The 19,434-nt window shown below is 49.1% G+C and carries 19 protein-coding genes and 1 riboswitch; of the genes, 11 read left to right on the top strand and 8 right to left on the bottom strand.

Annotated features, from left to right (window positions below; genetic code table 11):
* Nucleotides 1-294: 294 nt before the first annotated feature.
* Together murI and btuB are read right to left on the bottom strand one after the other, a co-directional pair.
* Complete coding sequence (murI, locus tag GN208_RS13560; protein WP_004237999.1) at nt 295-1,161, bottom strand: glutamate racemase; 867 nt, start codon at nt 1,159-1,161, stop codon at nt 295-297.
* Nucleotides 1,106-2,980: a TonB-dependent vitamin B12 receptor BtuB gene (gene btuB, locus GN208_RS13555; protein ID WP_015422338.1), complete on the bottom strand. Its 1,875-nt coding sequence runs from the start codon at nt 2,978-2,980 to the stop codon at nt 1,106-1,108. Before btuB ends, murI begins: the two co-directional genes overlap by 56 nt.
* Before the next feature lie 70 nt (nt 2,981-3,050).
* A riboswitch (cobalamin riboswitch) is annotated at nt 3,051-3,237 on the bottom strand.
* A gap of 107 nt (nt 3,238-3,344) precedes the next feature.
* On the opposite strand from btuB, the gene trmA reads away from it, so the two are divergent.
* The 6 genes from trmA to GN208_RS13525 all read left to right on the top strand — a co-directional run bounded on the left by trmA (nt 3,345) and on the right by GN208_RS13525 (nt 8,005).
* Nucleotides 3,345-4,445, top strand: a complete 1,101-nt coding sequence (gene trmA, locus GN208_RS13550) for a tRNA (uridine(54)-C5)-methyltransferase TrmA (RefSeq protein WP_004237997.1) — start codon at nt 3,345-3,347, stop codon at nt 4,443-4,445.
* Between the two features lie 434 nt (nt 4,446-4,879).
* On the top strand, nt 4,880-5,569 hold the full coding sequence (locus tag GN208_RS13545) for a DUF4198 domain-containing protein (RefSeq protein ID WP_004237996.1): 690 nt from the start codon (nt 4,880-4,882) through the stop codon (nt 5,567-5,569).
* 51 nt (nt 5,570-5,620) lie between these two features.
* Nucleotides 5,621-6,091: an Additional component NikL of nickel ECF transporter gene (locus GN208_RS13540; RefSeq protein WP_227718617.1), complete on the top strand. Its 471-nt coding sequence runs from the start codon at nt 5,621-5,623 to the stop codon at nt 6,089-6,091.
* 13 nt (nt 6,092-6,104) lie between these two features.
* Complete coding sequence (gene cbiM, locus GN208_RS13535; RefSeq protein WP_004237994.1) at nt 6,105-6,737, top strand: cobalt transporter CbiM; 633 nt, start codon at nt 6,105-6,107, stop codon at nt 6,735-6,737.
* Nucleotides 6,730-7,446, top strand: coding sequence for an energy-coupling factor transporter transmembrane component T (locus GN208_RS13530; RefSeq protein ID WP_004237993.1), 717 nt, complete (start codon nt 6,730-6,732; stop codon nt 7,444-7,446). The genes cbiM and GN208_RS13530 overlap by 8 nt, the downstream gene beginning before the upstream one ends.
* A complete protein-coding gene (locus tag GN208_RS13525; protein WP_015422339.1) occupies nt 7,361-8,005 on the top strand; it encodes an ABC transporter ATP-binding protein in 645 nt (214 codons plus the stop codon). Before GN208_RS13530 ends, GN208_RS13525 begins: the two co-directional genes overlap by 86 nt.
* 66 nt (nt 8,006-8,071) lie before the next feature.
* Here GN208_RS13525 and GN208_RS13520 read toward each other — a convergent pair whose 3' ends face one another.
* The 4 genes from GN208_RS13520 to GN208_RS13505 all read right to left on the bottom strand — a co-directional run bounded on the left by GN208_RS13520 (nt 8,072) and on the right by GN208_RS13505 (nt 11,959).
* Nucleotides 8,072-9,406 (bottom strand): NCS2 family permease, encoded by a 1,335-nt coding sequence (locus GN208_RS13520; protein WP_004237991.1) that lies wholly within the window; start codon nt 9,404-9,406, stop codon nt 8,072-8,074.
* A 129-nt stretch (nt 9,407-9,535) separates the two neighbouring features.
* A complete protein-coding gene (locus GN208_RS13515) occupies nt 9,536-10,309 on the bottom strand; it encodes an amino acid ABC transporter permease (RefSeq protein WP_004237990.1) in 774 nt (257 codons plus the stop codon).
* Nucleotide 10,310: 1 nt separating this feature from the next.
* Nucleotides 10,311-11,048 carry an amino acid ABC transporter permease gene (locus tag GN208_RS13510; RefSeq protein ID WP_004237989.1) on the bottom strand — a complete coding sequence of 246 codons (738 nt, stop codon included), beginning with the start codon at nt 11,046-11,048 and terminating at the stop codon, nt 10,311-10,313.
* 77 nt (nt 11,049-11,125) lie between these two features.
* The gene (locus tag GN208_RS13505; RefSeq protein WP_004237988.1) at nt 11,126-11,959 is read right to left on the bottom strand and encodes an ABC transporter substrate-binding protein; all 834 of its coding nucleotides are present in this window, start codon (nt 11,957-11,959) and stop codon (nt 11,126-11,128) included.
* A 630-nt stretch (nt 11,960-12,589) separates the two neighbouring features.
* On the opposite strand from GN208_RS13505, the gene GN208_RS13500 reads away from it, so the two are divergent.
* The 5 genes from GN208_RS13500 to GN208_RS13480 are packed head-to-tail and all read left to right on the top strand — an operon-like array spanning nt 12,590 to nt 18,245.
* Nucleotides 12,590-13,177, top strand: a complete 588-nt coding sequence (locus GN208_RS13500) for a fimbrial protein (protein WP_243828443.1) — start codon at nt 12,590-12,592, stop codon at nt 13,175-13,177.
* A 55-nt stretch (nt 13,178-13,232) separates the two neighbouring features.
* A complete protein-coding gene (locus GN208_RS13495; protein ID WP_004237986.1) occupies nt 13,233-13,925 on the top strand; it encodes a molecular chaperone in 693 nt (230 codons plus the stop codon).
* Nucleotides 13,926-13,939: 14 nt separating this feature from the next.
* Nucleotides 13,940-16,450 (top strand): fimbria/pilus outer membrane usher protein, encoded by a 2,511-nt coding sequence (locus tag GN208_RS13490; RefSeq protein ID WP_087770044.1) that lies wholly within the window; start codon nt 13,940-13,942, stop codon nt 16,448-16,450.
* Nucleotides 16,451-16,459: 9 nt separating this feature from the next.
* Entirely contained in the window at nt 16,460-17,539 is a 1,080-nt protein-coding gene (locus tag GN208_RS13485; protein ID WP_004237983.1) for a fimbrial protein, read from the top strand.
* Between the two features lie 13 nt (nt 17,540-17,552).
* Complete coding sequence (locus GN208_RS13480) at nt 17,553-18,245, top strand: molecular chaperone (RefSeq protein ID WP_004237982.1); 693 nt, start codon at nt 17,553-17,555, stop codon at nt 18,243-18,245.
* Nucleotides 18,246-18,277: 32 nt separating this feature from the next.
* On the opposite strand, the gene GN208_RS13475 is transcribed toward GN208_RS13480, so the two are convergent.
* Both GN208_RS13475 and phoU read right to left on the bottom strand, forming a co-directional pair.
* Nucleotides 18,278-18,538 (bottom strand): zinc-ribbon domain-containing protein, encoded by a 261-nt coding sequence (locus GN208_RS13475; protein ID WP_004237981.1) that lies wholly within the window; start codon nt 18,536-18,538, stop codon nt 18,278-18,280.
* 124 nt (nt 18,539-18,662) lie between these two features.
* Nucleotides 18,663-19,433, bottom strand: a complete 771-nt coding sequence (gene phoU / locus GN208_RS13470) for a phosphate signaling complex protein PhoU (protein WP_004904690.1) — start codon at nt 19,431-19,433, stop codon at nt 18,663-18,665.
* Nucleotide 19,434: the final 1 nt, after the last annotated feature.

Below are 19,434 nucleotides of genomic sequence, written 5' to 3'. Positions count from 1 at the left end.
AAAATAATATTTTTTGTGATATGTCCTGCGAGTGCCCACACAGATTGTCTGATAAATTGTTAAAGAGCAGTTGCAACATTCGCTGCCGTTGCCGGTCTTCTGCGTTGTTGCGAGGCTGCGTATATTACGCTTTCCTCATTTGGTGTCAAGTATTTATTTTCAGACTTTTCACCTTGTTATCTCAGCAGACTTCGCGTTCTGTGCTGTGACAACGGATGCGCATTATAGGGAGTTTTTATCTGACCGCAAGGGGTAATTTATAAAAATGTGCTGACTGCTGATTAATGCAGCAAATCATCCTGTAATCGTCAGTTTTTTCAGCGATTCGAGTCCCAATTGCTGCAAAACAGGCTGTAATTTCTGTGTCGTTTCATCATCCCGCATGCAATACGCCACATTTTTTTCTGCGGTTAAGTGATGAGGTTTCTCACTGTTATTGATTAACCACTGTACGCGGCGGGCAATCGCCGCCCCGGAATCCACCAGCCGGGTGCCGTCAGGTAATGCTGATTTCAGTTCTTCGGCAATCAGCGGAAAATGCGTACATCCCAGTACCACTGTGTCAGGCGGCTCTTTCATATTCCGCCACGGCGCAAGGATAGTTTCCAGGGCACCTGCCGGAATCGCCTCACCATACAGCTTGCGCTCTGCGAGTTCGACCAGCTCCGCCGATCCTAATAGTGATACCTGACACTCAGAAGCAAACCGGTCAATCAGTTCCCGGGTGTAAGCCCGTTTTACCGTTGCCCGCGTTGCCAGCAGCCCGACCAGGCCGTTGCGTGTCAGTTTCGCTGCCGGTTTAATCGCCGGAACCACGCCGACCACCGGAATATCAGACATTGCACGCAGTGCAGGCAGCGTAATGGTGCTTGCGGTATTACAGGCAATGACAATCACTGCCAGCGGATGCTGCTGAGCAATCTGGCGGACAATCTTAGTCACACGTTCGACAATAAAGGCTTCGGTTTTTTCACCGTAAGGAAACGCCTCATTATCGAATGCATATATATAGTGGAGATCAGGAAGTAATTGTCTTACTTCCTGATAGACAGATAAACCGCCCATGCCGGAGTCAAACAGCAGCACTGTCGGGCGGGTTTTCGGATCAGAAGTTGTAGCTTCCTGTAAGGAAGTATTCGCGGCCAGCGGTTCGATAGCCATACGCAGTCTCGTAGTCTTTATCAAACAGGTTAGCTACTTTACCACGAATTGTCAGATGGTCAGTGATCGGATATGCAGCTGTGATATCAAAAACACTGGCACCGCCGAGTTTTTGCTTATTCGCCGCATCATCATAACGTTTACCGATATACTGATAGGTCAGCCCCATATCAACATCGGCCACCGTCCAGTCCAGCTGATATTTAACCTGCTGCTGTGCACGGCGCGCCAGACGCTTATCCGTCTCTTTGTCTTTTGCATCCAGGTATTGATAAGTCATCTGATGATGGAAAATCCAGGTATCAAATTCCCCTACCCACTCGACACCTTTGATTTTGGCTTTTTTGATATTCTGATAGTTACCCGGTTGCCCATTTGTTCCTGATCTGAAATCAATTAATTCATCTATATCATTGTGGTATGTCCCTAATCTCCAATTCAATTCACCGGTCAACCCCTCCAGAGCAACCTCCCACTGCTTGCTTTCTTCCGGTTTCAAATCAGGATTACCCTTTACACCATAGTCAGGATAAAAAGGATCTGGTTGATACGCATACATCTGGCCAATATTTGGTGCTTTAAATGCTGTTGCATAGGATCCTACCAGCCGGTAGCCATCAATAAATTCCCACCCCGCACTTGTCTGCCATGTCGTATGCCATCCGGACTCGGATTGGTGATCTGATCGCACAGCTCCTTCCAATGTCACAGAATCAATCTGTTGCTGCCCTGTAATATATAATCCTGTATCTGAAAGTGATTTACTTTCCGGTGTCATAGATGTGCCGGGTTGAATAGTCTGTTTTTGATAATCAATTCCTGAACTTAAGCCTCCATTGCCCAGTTGCAGATGATTACCCCACTGAAGGCTATATTGCTTAGAGTCATCTAATGCCCGACCTTCAGCATAACGCCCAGCCTCTCCGTTAAAATTATAATCTTTAGTATGAGTGAGGCTAAAAGTGAGCTGAGTAGAATAAATGTCCCGGTTAAAACTTCCGCCAATATCAAATGTTCTGCTTTCTAATTCACGGGTATCCATCGCGCCAGCCATCCAGGGATGATAATTTGAATGATTGTTAAATCCGTAAACTCTCGTAAAAGCAGAAATTTCATCAGAAAAATTATGAGTTGCGCCTAACCACAGTGTTTTGTTTAAAAAACCATAATGCCTGTCTGATGGCTGATATTTATTCGTATAGTCAGAGATAATATCGTAACCCTTCGAATCAGTATAAGCACCGGCAGCTGTAATCTGTGTATTCTCACCAATTTTTTGCTGAGTGGTGCCCGAATAATTCTGGAAGCCATTAGAGCCAACTCCGGCTGTAATATTTGAGCCAATATCATCACGTAGCGTGATAATATTTAATACACCACCAATAGCATCAGAACCATAAACTGCTGAGCGAGCCCCGCGAATGTATTCCACGCGTTGTACCAAAGCTATAGGGAACTGATTAAGATCCGCAGCTCCTGCAATACCGGCATTATTAAGTCTGATACCATCAATCAAGACTAACAGATGTTTTGCATCTGTTCCCCTGACAGAGATAGAACTCGCCTGCCCAAGCCCACCATTCTGAGCAACATCCACACCCGGCAGTCTCCGCAGCACATCTGCCACAGAATTCGACTGCCACTTATCTATCTCTTCACGGGTCACAACGGTTACCGGCGCCAGCACGGACGAAACCGGCTGCTGGAAGCGGTTAGCAGAAACAATTATCTGATCATCATTAGTATTAGCAGAAGCGCTAAACGATAACGCGGAAAACACGGCCAGTCCGACAGCGGACAGCGCATAAGGCGAGGTCATTTTCATTTTTTCCTGAGCACCCACATATATATAAAGAGGATGCCACCCGTCTGCTTTGTAGCGTCAGCAGGACGGACGACAAATCTTCGGCAGGTCTTCGGACTCAGGAGGGTACTACGTTATTCCCCGCAACGACTTCCCGTCATTTATAACAGTGTCATCGTGTTGCTTTTACCATTACCGCTGCGCGCCAGTTCCGGAATTTCACCGGATTCCCTTTTCATTCTTATGAAGAAACCGAATTATCATGCTACGATCCGGTTTTAAAACCTGTCCAGAGTAAGATATCTGAATTGTCGGGCGGGACACTTTATTCATAAACACACGAACAATTTTTGTGATCAGCAAAACGGATCGACGCGCCATGCATAACACGTTACCTATTGAAAATTATGAAGAACAACTTGCGGAGAAGGTAAGAAGTCTGCAAACAATGATGCAGCCTTTTCAGGCGCCGGATGCTCACGTATTTGCGTCACCAGTTTCACACTACCGGATGCGCGCCGAATTCCGTATCTGGCATGAAGGGGATGACCTCTGGCATATCATGTTTGATCAGCAGACCAAACAGCGTATCCGGATTGATACCTTCCCGGCCGCAAGCCAGCTGATTAATGACATGATGCAGGCCATTTTGCCGTTACTGAAACAGACTCATCTTCTGCGTCATAAACTTTTTCAGATTGATTATCTGTCGACACGCAGCAACAAAATTATTGTTTCCCTGCTCTATCATAAAAAACTCGATGACAGCTGGACAGAGGCCGCTAAAACATTACGGGCACAATTGCAGTCACAGGGTTTCGATTTACAGTTGATTGGCCGTGCCTCTAAAACAAAAATCATGCTGGATAATGATTATGTTGATGAAGTTTTACCGGTCGCAGGTAAAGAGATGATTTACCGCCAGGTTGAAAACAGCTTCACGCAGCCGAATGCAGCGGTCAATATTCATATGCTGGAGTGGGCACTTGCCGCGACAGAAGGTTCACAGGGCGATTTGCTGGAGCTGTATTGCGGTAACGGTAATTTCTCACTGGCGCTGGCGCGTAATTTCCGCCGCGTGCTGGCAACCGAAATTGCCAAACCGTCAGTGGCTGCCGCGCAATATAATATCGATGCTAACCATATCGATAATGTGCAGATTATCCGTATGTCCGCGGAAGATTTCACACAGGCGATGCAGGGCGCGCGTGAATTTAACCGCCTGGCGGGAATTGATCTGTCCTCTTATGAATGTAATACCATATTTGTCGATCCGCCGCGCAGCGGACTGGATGCGGAAACCGTTAAACTGGTTCAGGGCTACGAGCGGATTCTGTATATTTCCTGTAATCCGGAAACATTATGTGAAAATCTGGAAACACTGAACCAGACACATGATGTCGTGCGGCTGGCGCTGTTTGATCAGTTTCCGTACACCCCGCACATGGAAAGCGGCGTTTTGTTGATCCGGCGCGGATAAGTTGTTACGTGTTTCCCCGGAAAGTTCTTGATCATTGATCAGGAACTTTTTTACTTTATGAGTTTATATCAATTATTTCTTTATGATCTCCGGCTGGCGCCCCGGTTTTCTTGATTCATCAGAATGATCCACTGAGCCCGCTGATAAACGGTGAAAAATACATCATAAAGTGACATTTAAATCCTGTAAATATTCATTCAACGAATATTCATTACACTCATAACATTTCAGAGACAAAAAATAACCCTCACGCAATAGATTAACAACCCGCCCAAGACCATTAAAAAAAACGTTTGCGGTAAATAAATATTTAACAATTTACTGTGAGCTGTTCCTGATATTAATTATTCTTCTGAATTTAAGGTCTTATTTTCATTTTCACTCATCTATACTCGGCCGTAAATAATCCCGCAACTTAATCGAAAGGTATTTTTATGTCTCTGAAGAAAATGACGTTAATTTCAGCCGCCCTGTTATTTGGTAGTTTTCAGGCAAATGCGCACAATATTTGGATTGAACAAACTGACGGCTCTGATTATGTTGTCCGTTTTGGTCATAATCCGACAGAAAAATATCCGGAAAATAAATTAAAACCGGTTCAGGCTGTAATGCATGACGGTAAAGTGGAAACCGTCAGTACCACCTTTAAAGATGGCGAAGCTTACTTTGTCATGCCTGAGAATGCGTCAATTATATTATTAGGTTACGACAACGGTGTCTGGAGTAAATTAAAGAATGGCCGCACCGTTGAGAAAAATAAAATTGAAGTACCGGATGCGGAGTTCAGCAAGAACCCGATTAAATTCAGCAAAAATATCGTTAAGTGGGATGACAACGCTACAAAAGTCTTTAACACCCCTTATGAGCTGGTACCGATGACTAAACCGGTGGCCGGTCAGGAGTTTGAGATCAAAGCCCTGAAAGATGGTCAGCCGCTGGAAGGCATGAAAATCGCCAAAAGCGAAGAAGACCCGGGTGTGCTGACCAACAAAGACGGCCTGGCAAAATTCAAAGTTGAAAAAGGCGCCAATAAAGTTTACGCCGAATACAAACTGGATACACCGGATAATAAAGAGTACGGATTCCAGCAGCTTGAATATGTTTTATCTTTTGACGCTGAGTAATTAAACGTTATGAAATCTGTTTATTTATTTGCTATTTTACTGATTAACGGGGTGCTGTTGGCAACAACAGCACAAGCTCACTCCATGCATGTGGTTGCACAGCTGGAAGGTAATGTGATCAGCGGCCAGTCTTATTATTCTGATATGTCTCCGGCAAAAGATACTTATGTCGGTACGTATCTGAAAGGCCACGAAGATGATGAAATATCCGGTAAGACTGATGAAAAAGGGTATTTCAAAATCGAAGTCCCGGCGACAGGTGATTATATTCTCTATGTTGAAGGTGATGAAGGGCATAAAGTGGAAACGGAAGTGCCGGTTATTTCCGCTGCAGCCAACACCGGCAGCAGTGATTCCTCTTCCGGTTATATTCAGATCCGCCAGGATATTGACCAGCTGAAGAATAAAATCTATCTGCAGAATATTCTCGGTGGTGTGGGCTATATCGTGGGTATTTTCGGTGTGATTGCATTCTTCCGTGCCCGTGAATTAACAAAGCAGGCCGCTAAAAACGCCGCATAACAGGAGGAAGACCATGCATTTATCTGAAGGCGTATTACATCTTCCTGTTCTGGCCGGTGCCGGTGTGGTGGCTGCGGCCGGGGTTGCCATCGGCATCCGCCAGCTGGATACCTCGCGTCTGTCACTGGCAGCCCTGTTCGGGGCGGCATTCTTTGTTGCCGGTACCATCCATGTGCCGATCGGGGTCAGCAGTGTGCATCTGATCTTAAACGGACTTGCCGGATTGTTCCTCGGCTGGGCGGTTTTCCCGGCATTCCTGATTGCCCTCGCGCTGCAGGTGCTGTTTTTCTCCTTCGGCGGCTTTGCGGTTCTCGGGGTTAACCTGTGTAATATCTCTATCCCGGCGCTGCTGGTCTATTACCTGTTCCGTAACTCCCTGCGTCCGGGGCTGAGTCAGGGACGTCTGGTTTATCTCGGGGTAATGGCCGGGGTTATCGGTACGCTGGGTACGGTGTGCCTGACCTCGCTGGCACTGGTGCTCGACAGCGGTAAATCCTATATCGATCTGGTCTGGCTGCTGTTTATCGGACACCTGCCGATTTTTGTCACCGACTCCCTGATCAGTGTGGGGATCCTGCTGGCGCTGGCCAAAATGCGTCCGGCCTCCCTGATGGTCAATCAGCCCGGGCAGCATACCTATGGATAAATGGCTGCCTCCTCACCGGCGCCTGCTTCTTGCTGTTCTCTGGGCTTTTCTGCTCAGCGGTATCCGGCAGACCGACTGGCTTATTGCCGGTCTGTCGGGTGCTTTTCTGCTGTTTGTTGTCTGCCGCCGCCGTCAGTTGGGCCGTTCACTGCTGACGGTGCTGAAACTGAATATTTTCATCCTGTTTGTCTGGCTGACACTGCCGTGGAAAATTGAGAGTCAGGGCATTGTTCAGTCCCCGGCCGGGGTGTTTCTCGCCCTGCAAATCACGCTGAAAATGAATGCGATTCTGCTGTTTGTCTCTGCGATGCTGACAAACATGACAGATATCGATCTGGCGTGTGCGGTGAAACGTTATCCCCTGCCCGATAAACTGATAAAGCTGTTTATTCTGACTATCCGTTATATCGCGATTTTCAGCGAAACCAAACAACAGCTTGAAACGGCCATGAAAGCCCGGGGATTCCGCAAAGGGATGAATAAACGGACATTTACCATGTTGTCCCAATTGGTCGCCCTGCTGCTGATCAAAGCCATGCACAAAGCGGAAACCACTGAAATGGCGCTGAAAGCCCGGGGTTTTTACGCGCGTCCGTCTTCTGTTAATACAAAAAGGTCTGTTAATGACGTCCCAAAATCCCCTGATTCAGGTCAGCAATCTGGTTGTCAGCCGCAACAATGCGCCGATAATTCAGGATCTGAGCTTTGAACTGAACGCCGGAGAACGGCTTTTTCTGTGCGGTGATATCGGCAGCGGGAAATCAACACTGCTGCACACACTGTTAGGTTTTATCCCGTTCACCGGGGATATTTCGGTTTTCGGTAAATCCCGTCTTTCCGAAGATGATTTCACAGAGGTGCGCGGCCCTCTGGGATTGCTGTTTCAGCATCCGGATGATCAACTGTTCGGCCCGGGTGTGCTGGATGATGTGATGTTTGGTCCGCTGAATATGGGGATGACACAGGATGCGGCGCGGGAACGCGCTTTACAGTGCCTGGAAATGCTGGATATTGTCCGGCTGAAAGACCGCGCTGTGACTGAGATTTCCGGCGGAGAGAAAAACTTCACCGCACTGGCCGGTGTGCTGGCAATGTCGCCGTCTGTTCTGTTGCTGGATGAGCCGACCAACGGACTCAATGAGAAAAATATTCAGCGTCTGGAAGACATTCTTACACAACTGGATCTGCCGATGATTGTGGCCTCGCATAATCAGCAGTTTACACAGCGGATGGCGCACTGCGTGATCCCGTTCCCCTGCCGCTCCTGAGCCTGATATAAAAAACCCCCGGCAGCGGTTGTCCGGCTGCCGGGGGTCTGTTCAGACGGATCGTAATCAGGCGTCCACAAATACCATTTTAAGAATAAACAGCAGCGATACCACCACCACACACAGGTTCAGCTCACGCCAGCGGCCGGTACCCAGCTTCATTGCGCAGTAAGCGATAAACCCTAATGCAATCCCTTCTGTGATAGAGAAGCTGAACGGCATCATCACGGCAGTCACAAACGCCGGAACGGATTCGGTCAGATCATTCCAGTTTACCCGCACCAGGCTGGAGGTCATCAGCACACCGACATAAATCAGTGCCCCTGCAGTCGCATAGGCCGGCACCATTGACGCCAGCGGTGAAATAAAGATAGCCGCGAGGAACAGCAGGCCGACCACGATAGCTGTCAGGCCGGTACGCCCGCCGACAGAAACCCCGGAGGTACTTTCAATAAATGCGGTAACAGAGGACGTCCCCATCGCAGAACCGGCGACGGAGCTGATGCTGTCCACATACAGCGCTTTTTTCATGTTCGGGAAACGACCTTTTTCATCCGCCAGCCCGGCCTTATCAGTCACGCCGATCAGGGTGCCGGAGGAGTCAAACAGGTTCACCAGCATAAACGAGAAGATAATCCCGGCGAGAGATAAATCCAGCGCGCCCATAATATCAACATGGCCGACAACCGAGGTGATTCCCGGCGGCACATCAAACACGCCCTTGTAGGTCACATCCCCGAGGAAAAGTCCGATGGAGGTTGTCACCACAATCGATACCAGCACCGCAGCATGGATATTGCGCGCGGCCAGAATGGCGATAATAAAGAAGCCCAGTGCACCCAGCACCACACTGTGATCGGTAAACTTACCGATAGTCACCAGGGTATCCGGGTTCGGCACAATAATACCGGCGTTTTTCAGCCCCATCATGGCGATAAACAGCCCGATACCACTGGTGATACCGACCCGCAGACTCAGCGGGATATGGGCAATCAGCCAGTAACGGATGCGCAATAAGGTCAGGATAAACAGCCCGACCGCACCCCAGAAAATCGCGCCCATCGCCACTTCCCAGGAGTAGTGCATCGCGCCTACCACCACAAAGGCGAAAAAGGCATTCAGCCCCATTGCCGGCGCAACCGCCACCGGCAGGTTAGCAAATAGCCCCATTCCGATACTGCCGATGGCAGCGATCAGACAGGTGGTGACAAACACCGCTTTGATGTCCATCCCGGCGAACGAGAGGATCTGCGGGTTTACAAAAATGATATACACCATGGTGAGGAAGGTGGTCAGCCCGGCAATAATTTCTGTGCGGACAGTGGTACCGTGTTCCTGTAATTTGAACACGCGCTGGAGCAGGCCCTGATGAGGATCAGTGCCGGAAGTCGGAGTAGTCATGAATAAGAAGTCCCGGAAATTTGTTTTTTTCGGCTTATCCTACCGCATCGTTTTCAAAAAGAAAACGTTTGCGTTTCATTGCGGGAAAATCCCGGCCATTAACCGTACCGGGATTGTTACTGATCAAACTTATGATGAACAGGATGCCGGTTTTTCTGACAGCCGTACCGGTTTCTCTCTTCCCCGGCCAAACAGACGGGCAAGCCACGACTGACGGGGCTGCCGCTGTAATGAATAACGGCGCATCAGCGCATTTGCCCCCAGTTCCAGCCCGGAACACATCACAAAATAGATAAAAGCAACAAACAGGAAAATCTCTGTCGGGTAGACCATACTGCGGTTATTGACCTGAGACGCAAGGAACGACAACTCCCCCACACCGACGATATAGGCCAGCGAGGTATCTTTAATCAGCGCAATCCACTGATTAATAAAGGACGGGATCATCATCCGCAGCGCCTGCGGCAACACGATATGCCACAGCACTTCCCACCGGCTGAAACCGAGAGACATCCCCGCCTGCCACTGCCCTTTGCCTATTGCCAGAATACCGGCCTTCACACCGTGGGCGATATAAGCCGAGGTAACCAGCGCCAGTGCGCAGACGACCGTGGTAATTTCCGGCACATCCACACCAAAGGCAATCGGCAGCAGGAAATAGACCCAAAATATCAGCATAATGATGGGAATAGCGCGGAAAAACCCGAGAAATGCCGCAAACAGGTTTACCCACCAGCCACGCAGCATTGCCAGCATCACTCCGCCGATAGTCCCGAGCACCACGGAAATGGCCCCGGCAATCAGGCTGATCACCAGCGTCAGTGCCGCACCCTCAAGCGGACCGTCCGGGAAAGTGCCGAACAACAGATATTCCCAGTTATCACGAATTACGGAAAAGTCCATCTTAATGCCCCTGTGCCAGTGCCCGTTGTGTCCGCCACTGCCCGAAGGCTTCCATTACGGCAATAATGGCGATATAGAGGATCGTCGCGACTCCGAAGGCTTCAAAGGTTTGTAAGGACTGACTTTCCACCTGACGCGATGCATAAGAGAGTTCAGCCACACCGATCGCCATAGTCAGGGACGAGTTTTTCACCACATTCATATACTGCCCGAGCAGCGGCGGCATGGCGATTCTGACCGCCTGCGGCAGCACCACATAGCGCATGGACTGCCACGGAGTCAGCCCGAGCGCCAGTGCGGCTGATTTTTGCTGCCGTCCGATACCGGCAATTCCCGCCCGTAGTTCTTCCGCAATGAACGGCGCAGAATAGAGTGTCAGCCCGAACCACCCGGCGATAAATTCAAATGACGGCCATGCGAGTGTCAGCCCGGCCAGTTCAATTTCATGCGGCGTGTTCAGCCAGATTTTCAGCGCCTGCGGCAGGATTTCTCCAGAGGCGAAATACCAGAAAAACAGCTGTACCAGCAGCGGCGTATTACGGAATACACTGGTGTAAGCACTGACTAACCAGCGGAGCGGTGCGAGCTGGCTGTCCCGCCCGGCCACCAGCAGGAAACCCAGCAATGTCGCCGCGAGAATCGTCCAGAATGAGATAAGCAGGGTGATCACAAACCCCTGCCCCAGCCATCCCAGATATTCCGGCGCAAGTAAGTGCGCACTTATAAATTGCTCAAACATCCGCTAATCCCGTCTGTTACCGCACAAATGCAGGAAGCCTCACCGGAGTGAGGCCTGATTCAGAAAACACACTCACGTTATTTCGGCTGGTCAGCCAGCGGAGCAAACTTAAATTCACCGCGCGGTTGTTCGGCTTTGGTGCCCGGACCAAACCACTGGTTATAAATCTGCTGTGATTTGCCCTCACTTTCGAGTTTCAGCAGGGTTTTGTTCACTGCTTCCACCAGACGGGTTTCTCCTTTCGGTGCTGCCAGCGCCTGGTATTCACGGGTCAGACTGAACGGAGAGAGTTCAAACTCCGCTTTTACTGACTCCGGCAGGTTACCGAGCAACCCGACCAGTTTGGCATCATCCTGTGTGATAGCATCGACGTTACCATTGCGCAGTGCTGCGAAGGCCAGCGGGGTATCATCATAAGAAATCACTTTGGTGCCCGGATATTTCTCGCGCAGCGTCACTTCCTGAACGGTACCTTTATCCGCGCCGATGCGCAGTTTTGCCACATCTTCCGGGGTTTTCAGCACACCTTTGCGGGCAATAAATTTTTGTCCGGTCTGAAAATCAGGAATGGAGAAATCCACCTGTTTGGCGCGCTCACCGGTAATGGTGAAATTCGCCCCGATTAAATCCACTTTGCCGGAGACCAGCAGCGGAATGCGGTTTGCCGGGTTAGTCGGACGCAGTTCCAGCTTCACGCCGAGATCATCGGCAACAGCCTGTGCAATATCCACGTCATAACCTGCCAGTTTTTTGGTCTGCGGGTCGATAAATCCGAACGGCGGGTTGCTGTCAAAAACCGAAATGCGGATCACGCCGGCTTTCTGAATATCATCAAGCTTATCAGCCTGTGCTGTACCACTTACTAATGCTAAACCGGCAAGCAGAGCCGGAACAAATAATGTCGGTTTCATACACCCCCCTGGAATCAGTCACGGAAAACGTCAATTTGTGTAAATCACCATCTCACGCTATCAACTCCTGCTTAGTTCCTGAAATACTAAGAAAGAATAATTCCATAACTGATTGTTCTAAGATGAATACAAGAACAGAGCCACTCTCCTCAATAACAAGCTATTATCTTTAATTTATCCATTTTTATTAAAAAAATTAATTACATTACTTATGATTATTTATCGAAATAAAATCATACGTTATTTTTTCTACGGAAATATTCACTGACCATGATAAGAGATACTAAACGCTCCATACAGCTGTTAATTAAAATTAATATCTAAAAGAAATTACTTATCAGAAAACCGTTAATAAACAATCACATCTTATTATTTGTATATTTATCTTTCCATTACCACCAAAATAAAAAATGAATACGAACTTATAAAAAATACAAGTTCTGAAAATGAAAATTTATAAACCTTGACAATAATCACATATCTGTAAATTTAAAAATTAAGAACTGGTAAATATCCCTAATGATTATAGATTTAAAGAGACTGATTCTTATTAGTCTCTTTAAATGAAAATCCGCAAAAATAGCCTCTTATTTTTGTCAGTCTGGTATCTTATTTTTACCGGAGTTAACCATGTTAAAGAAAACGCTTATTACGGCATTAGTTTCTGCCGCCTTTTTTTCAGGCTCAGCGTCTGCGGTCACTGCTGCGGGCCGGATTATAAACATCACAGGTGCTATCAGTGACACCACCTGTACTATTAACGGAGGCAACAGCGCCGACTTCGCCGTATTATTAGATCCGATTACAGTAACGGATGCCGGGGTAACCGCAAATACCGTCATTACCAAAAATCAGAAAGCATTTACCATGACATTCTCTGATTGTGCACCTGCTTCAGTCCCGCCCGGAAGTAACCTGAAAATACATTTCGCGTCCCCCAACAATATATCGTCAACCGGAAACTACCTGATTAACGATACCGTTAATGAAGGGGATCCGTCTGTCGCGAAAAATGTCGGGTTCAGTTTATCGTCAACAACCGCACCGTCAGTGGCACTTTCACTGAATGCGGCGTATGACACCGGAGTGAAGGGAGATAAAACCGCACCAGCATCGGATCAGGTGACATTAATTGCCAGTTATTACAAAACCAATACCTCTCCTGCAAAAGTCGGGCCTGTACATTCCAACGTGATTTATACAGTCTCTTATTTATAACCATTGTCAGACAGTCAGGCTTGTCAAAAAGCCTGACTGTTTACAGGGGAATATAATGAAACGCCGATTCTTTTTTCTGATGATGCTTATTTTATCAGGTAATGCTACCGCCAATATCGTGATTAACGGAACGCGGCTTATTTATCATGAAGAAAATGACAGCATTACTGTTCAGCTGAATAATAACAGCCAGACATCATCATTAGCCCAGAGCTGGACAGATGACGGTGACATTAATGCCACACCGGAAAACAGCAGTTCCCCGTTTTATGTTTATCCGCCGATTGTCAAAATAGACGGAATGCAGGGACAGCAGCTTAAAATAAAGAAAAATAATGAAAAACTACCGGATGACCGGGAAAGTGTCTTTTATCTCAGTGTGCTGGATATTCCGGCCACGCCCGCCAATGCCAAAGGAAAAAGTGTGTTACAGGTGGCCCTGCGGTCACGGATAAAGCTGTTTTACCGCCCAGCCGGGCTGACGGCAAATCCGGAAACGGTTATTGATAATATTCAGTGGAAGCTCAACGGTGACCATTTATCCGTCACTAATAATTCCCCGTATCATTTTACCATTGCGGCGGTCAATGCTAATGACAGCAGCCACACCTGGCTGGCCGCCTCCGAAATGATTCCGCCATTTTCTGAAAAACAATTACCACTGAAAAATAAACCCGCAGCCCGTAATGCCTCAGTGACCTATGTGGATGATTACGGTGTGTATAAGTCGAAGAATATTACCTTCTGACGGACGATAATAACGTGAAAACACAACACTGCCTGCCGATTCTGATTATTGCCGGATTATGGAGCTATCCCCGCGAAGGCTTCACGGAAGAGTTCGATACCACCCTGCTGGCCGGTGAATCCGCTAAAGGGGATATTTCACGTTTATATCAGGAAAATACACTGCCGTCCGGCGATCAACTGATGGACGTTTATGTCAATAACACCTGGAAAGGTCAGTTTACCGTTGAAGTAGGGGAGCATAATAATGCCCTGAATTTTCAGCCGGAAGATATTAATAAGCTCGGGCTGAATCTTTCTGATGACGCGAAAACATTATCCGCAGAGAAACAGCCGGTTCCGGCAGATGATCTGACTTCCGGACTGACTTACCACCTGAATAAAAGTACATTACGGTTAGATTTGTCCGTGCCGCAAATCGGGGTAAAGACCGCCGATGCCGGTTATATTGATCCGGAATTATGGGATCACGGGCAGCCCGCCGTTATTCTCGGCTATAACGTTAATTACTATAACGCCAGACAAAAAAAGAATAACAAACAGAGCAATGACAGCTTTTTTGCCACAGTAAACTCCGGGCTGAACCTCGGTGTCTGGCAATTCCGCGATGAATCGGTTTACACCTCTTATTCCGGCGGACATAAAGGCTGGAAAAATAACAGCCGTTATCTTTACCGTCCGATCAGCCGTATTTTATCTGCGCTGACGCTGGGGGATTTTTATACGCCGCCTTCTATGTTCGGCAGCTTTAAATTCAGAGGCGCATCACTGGGAACGGATATGAATATGCTGCCGCCGTCCGGCCAGGGATTCGCACCAATCATCCGGGGTGTTGCTCAGACCAACGCCCTCGTCAGTATTTACCAGAACGGCAATCTTATTTTTCAGGAAAACGTACCGCCGGGTGAGTTTATGTTCCGTGATATTCAGCCGACCGGCGGCAGCGGCGATTTTTCCGTCATTATTCAGGAAGCAGACGGACGGAAAGAATCATTTACCGTCCCCTTCTCCGCTGTACCCGATATGCTGAAAGAGGGAATTTATAATTACAGTCTGACCGCCGGTCAGGCACGCCTGGATAATACACACTACCGCCCGGAGTTTGTGCAGGGGGAATTCCGTTACGGGCTGAATAATACCGTGACACTGTATACCGGCGGGATTGCCGGAAAAGATTACCGCTCTCTTTTGGCGGGCAGTGCCTGGAATCTGCCGTTCGGTGCGCTTTCTGTTGATGTGACACAGGCGGATGCGGACTTTAAAACCGGCCGCAAAAGCGGCCAGAGCTACCGTATCGCCTACAGTAAGTTTGTCAGCACCACCTCCACCAACCTGACTCTCGCGACATACCGCTACTCCACCGGGAATTTTTACAGTTTCACCGATGCCATCTATCAGCAGGATAACTACCGGGCGTGGGATGCTTACCGTAATGAGCAGGAAAACCTCACCGATAACACGCCGCGTCAGATACCGGATCTGATGACAATGGATGCCATGCGCGGTGCTCGCGCTAAAAATACCTTCACCGTGAATTTAAATCAGTATCTGGGAGAGAACCGGGGGGTGATTTATATCTCCGGCACACACCGGGATTACTGGAATTCCGGCGGCAGCAACCGGGAATATCAGCTTGGATATTCAAACAGTTATAACGAGATCAGCTATACCGTGTCTGCATCACGCACCCGCAATTTTGATGATAAAAATGAAACCCGGTTTTACCTGAATGTCAGCGTGCCGATTTCTGTTTTCGGTAAAAGTGCATCACTCAGCAGCGGTATTTACGCCACCGATTCCCGTTATCAGCAGGCTACTGTCAGCCTGAGCGGCACAGCCGGTAAAGATGATTTGGTTAACTACACGCTGACCGGCTCAAACCAGAACGGCGGCAGTAATCTTGCAGGCGCAAACCTTACTTACCGTAACCCGTACAGCACCCTGTCCGGCTCATTCAGTGAGGGTAACGATTACCGTCAGGCGGGCGCCGGGGCAAAAGGAACTATCGTCGCGATCCCGGGCCACATCGCCATGTCCGGTGACACCGGCAATACCTATACCATTATTGATGCCCCGCAGGCCGGTAACCGGATGGTGAATTCGGATAAAGCATCCCTGACAAACAGTGATGGTGTGGTGCTGATGACACAATCTGTTCCTTACCGCGCCAATTCTTACACTCTGTCAGACACAGAAAAAAGTTCCGGTGCCGAAGTGACCGGTAATATCGGCCAGGTCAGCCCGTATAAAGGTGCGGTCAGTTATATCCGCATGGAAACCGATCCCCGTCAGACTTTCATTCTGCGGGCGGCGCGGGAAAACGGCAGCACACTGCCGTTCGGCACAGAAGTGACTGATGAGCAGCATCAGCCGCTGGGATATGTCGGGCAGTCAGGGCTGCTCTATCTGAAAAGCGGGCAGTTGCCGTCATCACTGATCATAAAACTGACGGCAGACGGGAAACAGCAGTGTGTTATCCGCAATCCGGTGGTCACACCGGATAAAAATCACAATATCTGCCGGTAAAAGGAAACAATGATGAAAACATCCGCCGCTGTATTACTTTTATTCCTGACGGTGATAAGCAGCAGGGCGGCTTATGCCACCTGCTCGGTAACATCCACCCAGACAGCACCGGCCGTGGCGCTGGATCTTTCGGCTGATCTGATCGGCGCCACCACAACCGTATCCAAAGTATCTCAGACCAACTTCAGCGGCCCGTTTACCTGTACGACAGCATTGCCGCTGTTTCCGAATACCATCGGGATCGACTCTCCCTTTAATGGCCGGACAGCGACAATCGGGTTTAATAACGGCGCACAACTCGTCAATATCACCCTGACCGCACTGACAAAAAATAATGTTTCCGGCCTGGCGGCCGGTACTCACAACGGAACAGAACTCAATACCGGTTTCACACTGCGTTTTGATCTGGTCACCACGCCGACCGGCAACTACACCAAAGTTCCGGGTAATACTGTGACGATCACACCGGTCATTTTTGCCTCTGATGCCACCACCCTGGGGCTGGTGGGCTGGCTGGCAGCACTTCTCAATAAGATTTTGCAGTTTTTACTGACACTGCAATGGCCGTCCGATCCGAATGATATGTTTTTGCAGCCGGTGCAGATTACTTACAATCCGCCGGTGACCACCTGTACCTTTACCAATGCCGGGCTGACCGTCAGCCTGCCGCTGATGAGTATCAATGCCGTTAAAACCACGGATAAAGCCGGATACACCCCGTTCCGCCTCAATTTTACCTGTGGCGGCCTCCTCCCGGGTAACACCGCGTCCCGGGATATTGCCATGTTCCTGTCGTCGTCCAATTTACAGCCGTCCGATAAAACCGTGCTGACCAATACCATTTCCGGCGGTGCCGGTGGTGTCGGCTTCCGGGTGGTGAAAGCCAATAATCTCAGCAGTCCGGTACAGTTTTCTGACAGTGCCAATGCTCAGGGCAGTGCCACCAGCATTTTCACTGCCGCCAAAGGCAGCGCGGTTTCACCAGCGTTCTCTGTCGATCTCGGCGCGTATTATTATCCCTACAATCCGACTGCGGTAACACAGGGAAAAATAAGCAGTTCCGCGACTCTGGTTTTTTCCTACAACTGAACCGGTGGAGGACATGATGCGGACAGGCATTCTGATCATTCTGCTCCTGTGCATACAGGTGGGATACGCTGGTGTTGTCATCAATACCACGCGGGTGATTTTTCCGGGTAATCAGGAAAATACAGAAATCCAGCTGACCAACAGCGGGGACATGCCGTCACTGGTGCAGAGCTGGGTGGATGAGGGGGATATCAATTCCTCGCCGGAAACCAGCAGTGCACCCTTTATGGTGGTACCGCCGGTGACGCGGATTGCAGGGAGCGGCGGACAACAGCTGAAAATCCGTGTTCTGAAAAATAATCTTCCCCGCGACCGGGAATCGGTTTTTTATCTCAATGTGGTGGATATTCCGGCGAAGACGGCCACCACCGGTAATACCCTGCAATTTGCCCTGCGGACACGGATAAAGCTGTTTTACCGGCCGGATGATCTTTTGCAGCCGCCGGATGCAGTCCCGGAACAGATTTCAGCCTCGTTATCAGGAGAAACACTGATTCTGAAAAACCCCACGCCTTACTATTTCACATTATCCGCGCTCGTCTCCGGCGGAGATAATGCGCCGTCACATATCAGCACCGTGATGCTCGCCCCTTATTCAGAGAGCCGGGTGGCATACACCGGGCATTTATCTGCGGGAGAGTCCGTCACGCTGATCAGCATTAATGATAAAGGGCGCAATGTGCGGACAGAGAAAAAGCTGAACTGAGAATGCCGGTCAGGTAATGACCGGCTTTTGCATTACGGGTTGAGTGCATTACCGCACCGGCCGCAGAAGCGGCTGTCCGACGGGTAACCGGTACCGCACTTCTGACAATATCCGCTGATATTCTGCGGAGTATTGTTGTTTAACAGCTCCGGATAACCATTATTGTCACGGCCATGCTTATTGTAACCCGTATTACCATGTTTGCTGCCATGACCGCTGCTGCCGTGGCCGCCGCTGCGGTTCCCGTGACCGGATCCGCCTCCGCTGTTAAAAAACCGGCTGAATAAACCCATCGTACACCTCCGGAAACACTGTTTTGTCTGTTTCAGAAAGTATAAACCCCGGAGTTAACTCCAGGGTCAAATCAGAACAGGGACTTTTACAAAAACAGACAATATCGCCGGAGAAACCACCCGGTTATGCCGGATCATTCCCTTTTTCGCCGTTATTACTGTGTGCGGAGACTTCAATCACATGCTCGCCGAGCAGGATACGTTCCACATCATCCCCTTTCACATGACGGAAATCCTGTCCCTTCACATAATAGAAGATAAATTCGCAGATATTCTGGCAGCGATCACCGATACGCTCGATAGAGCGGGCACAGAACAGCGCGGTCAGGACACTCGGGATAGTGCGCGGATCTTCCATCATATAGGTCATCAGCTGACGGACAATCCCTTCATATTCCTGATCCACTTTCTGGTCTTCGCGGTAGATGCGGATAGCTTCCTGAATATCCATACGCGCAAAGGCATCCAGCACATCATGCAGCATCTGAATGGCATGGCGGCCGAGGGATTCCAGACTGACCAGCAACGGCTGATGCTGCTGTGAAAATTTTTCCAGCGCGGTTTTGGCAATTTTATCCGCCACATCCCCGATCCGTTCCAGTTCGGCGATGGTTTTGGAAATCGCCATAATCAGGCGCAGGTCGCTCGCGGTCGGCTGGCGTTTGGCAATAATGCGGACACAGGCTTCATCAATCATCACTTCCATGATGTTGACCTGCTTGTCACCAGCGATAACCTCACGCGCCAGGTCTTCGTCCTGGTTATGCATGGCGGTGATCGCTTTGCTGAGCTGCTCTTCCACCAGCCCGCCCATTGTCATCATTTCTGTGCGGATATGCTCTAATTCAGCATTAAACTGCCCGGAAATATGTTTATTGTGATTCAGATTTTCCATG

Source organism: Morganella sp. HSTU-ASny43 (assembly GCF_022819185.1).
Lineage (GTDB): Bacteria > Pseudomonadota > Gammaproteobacteria > Enterobacterales > Enterobacteriaceae > Morganella > Morganella morganii.
The sequence above is the reverse complement of the archived record's forward strand: the minus strand, read 5'-3'. Positions and strand labels throughout refer to the sequence as shown.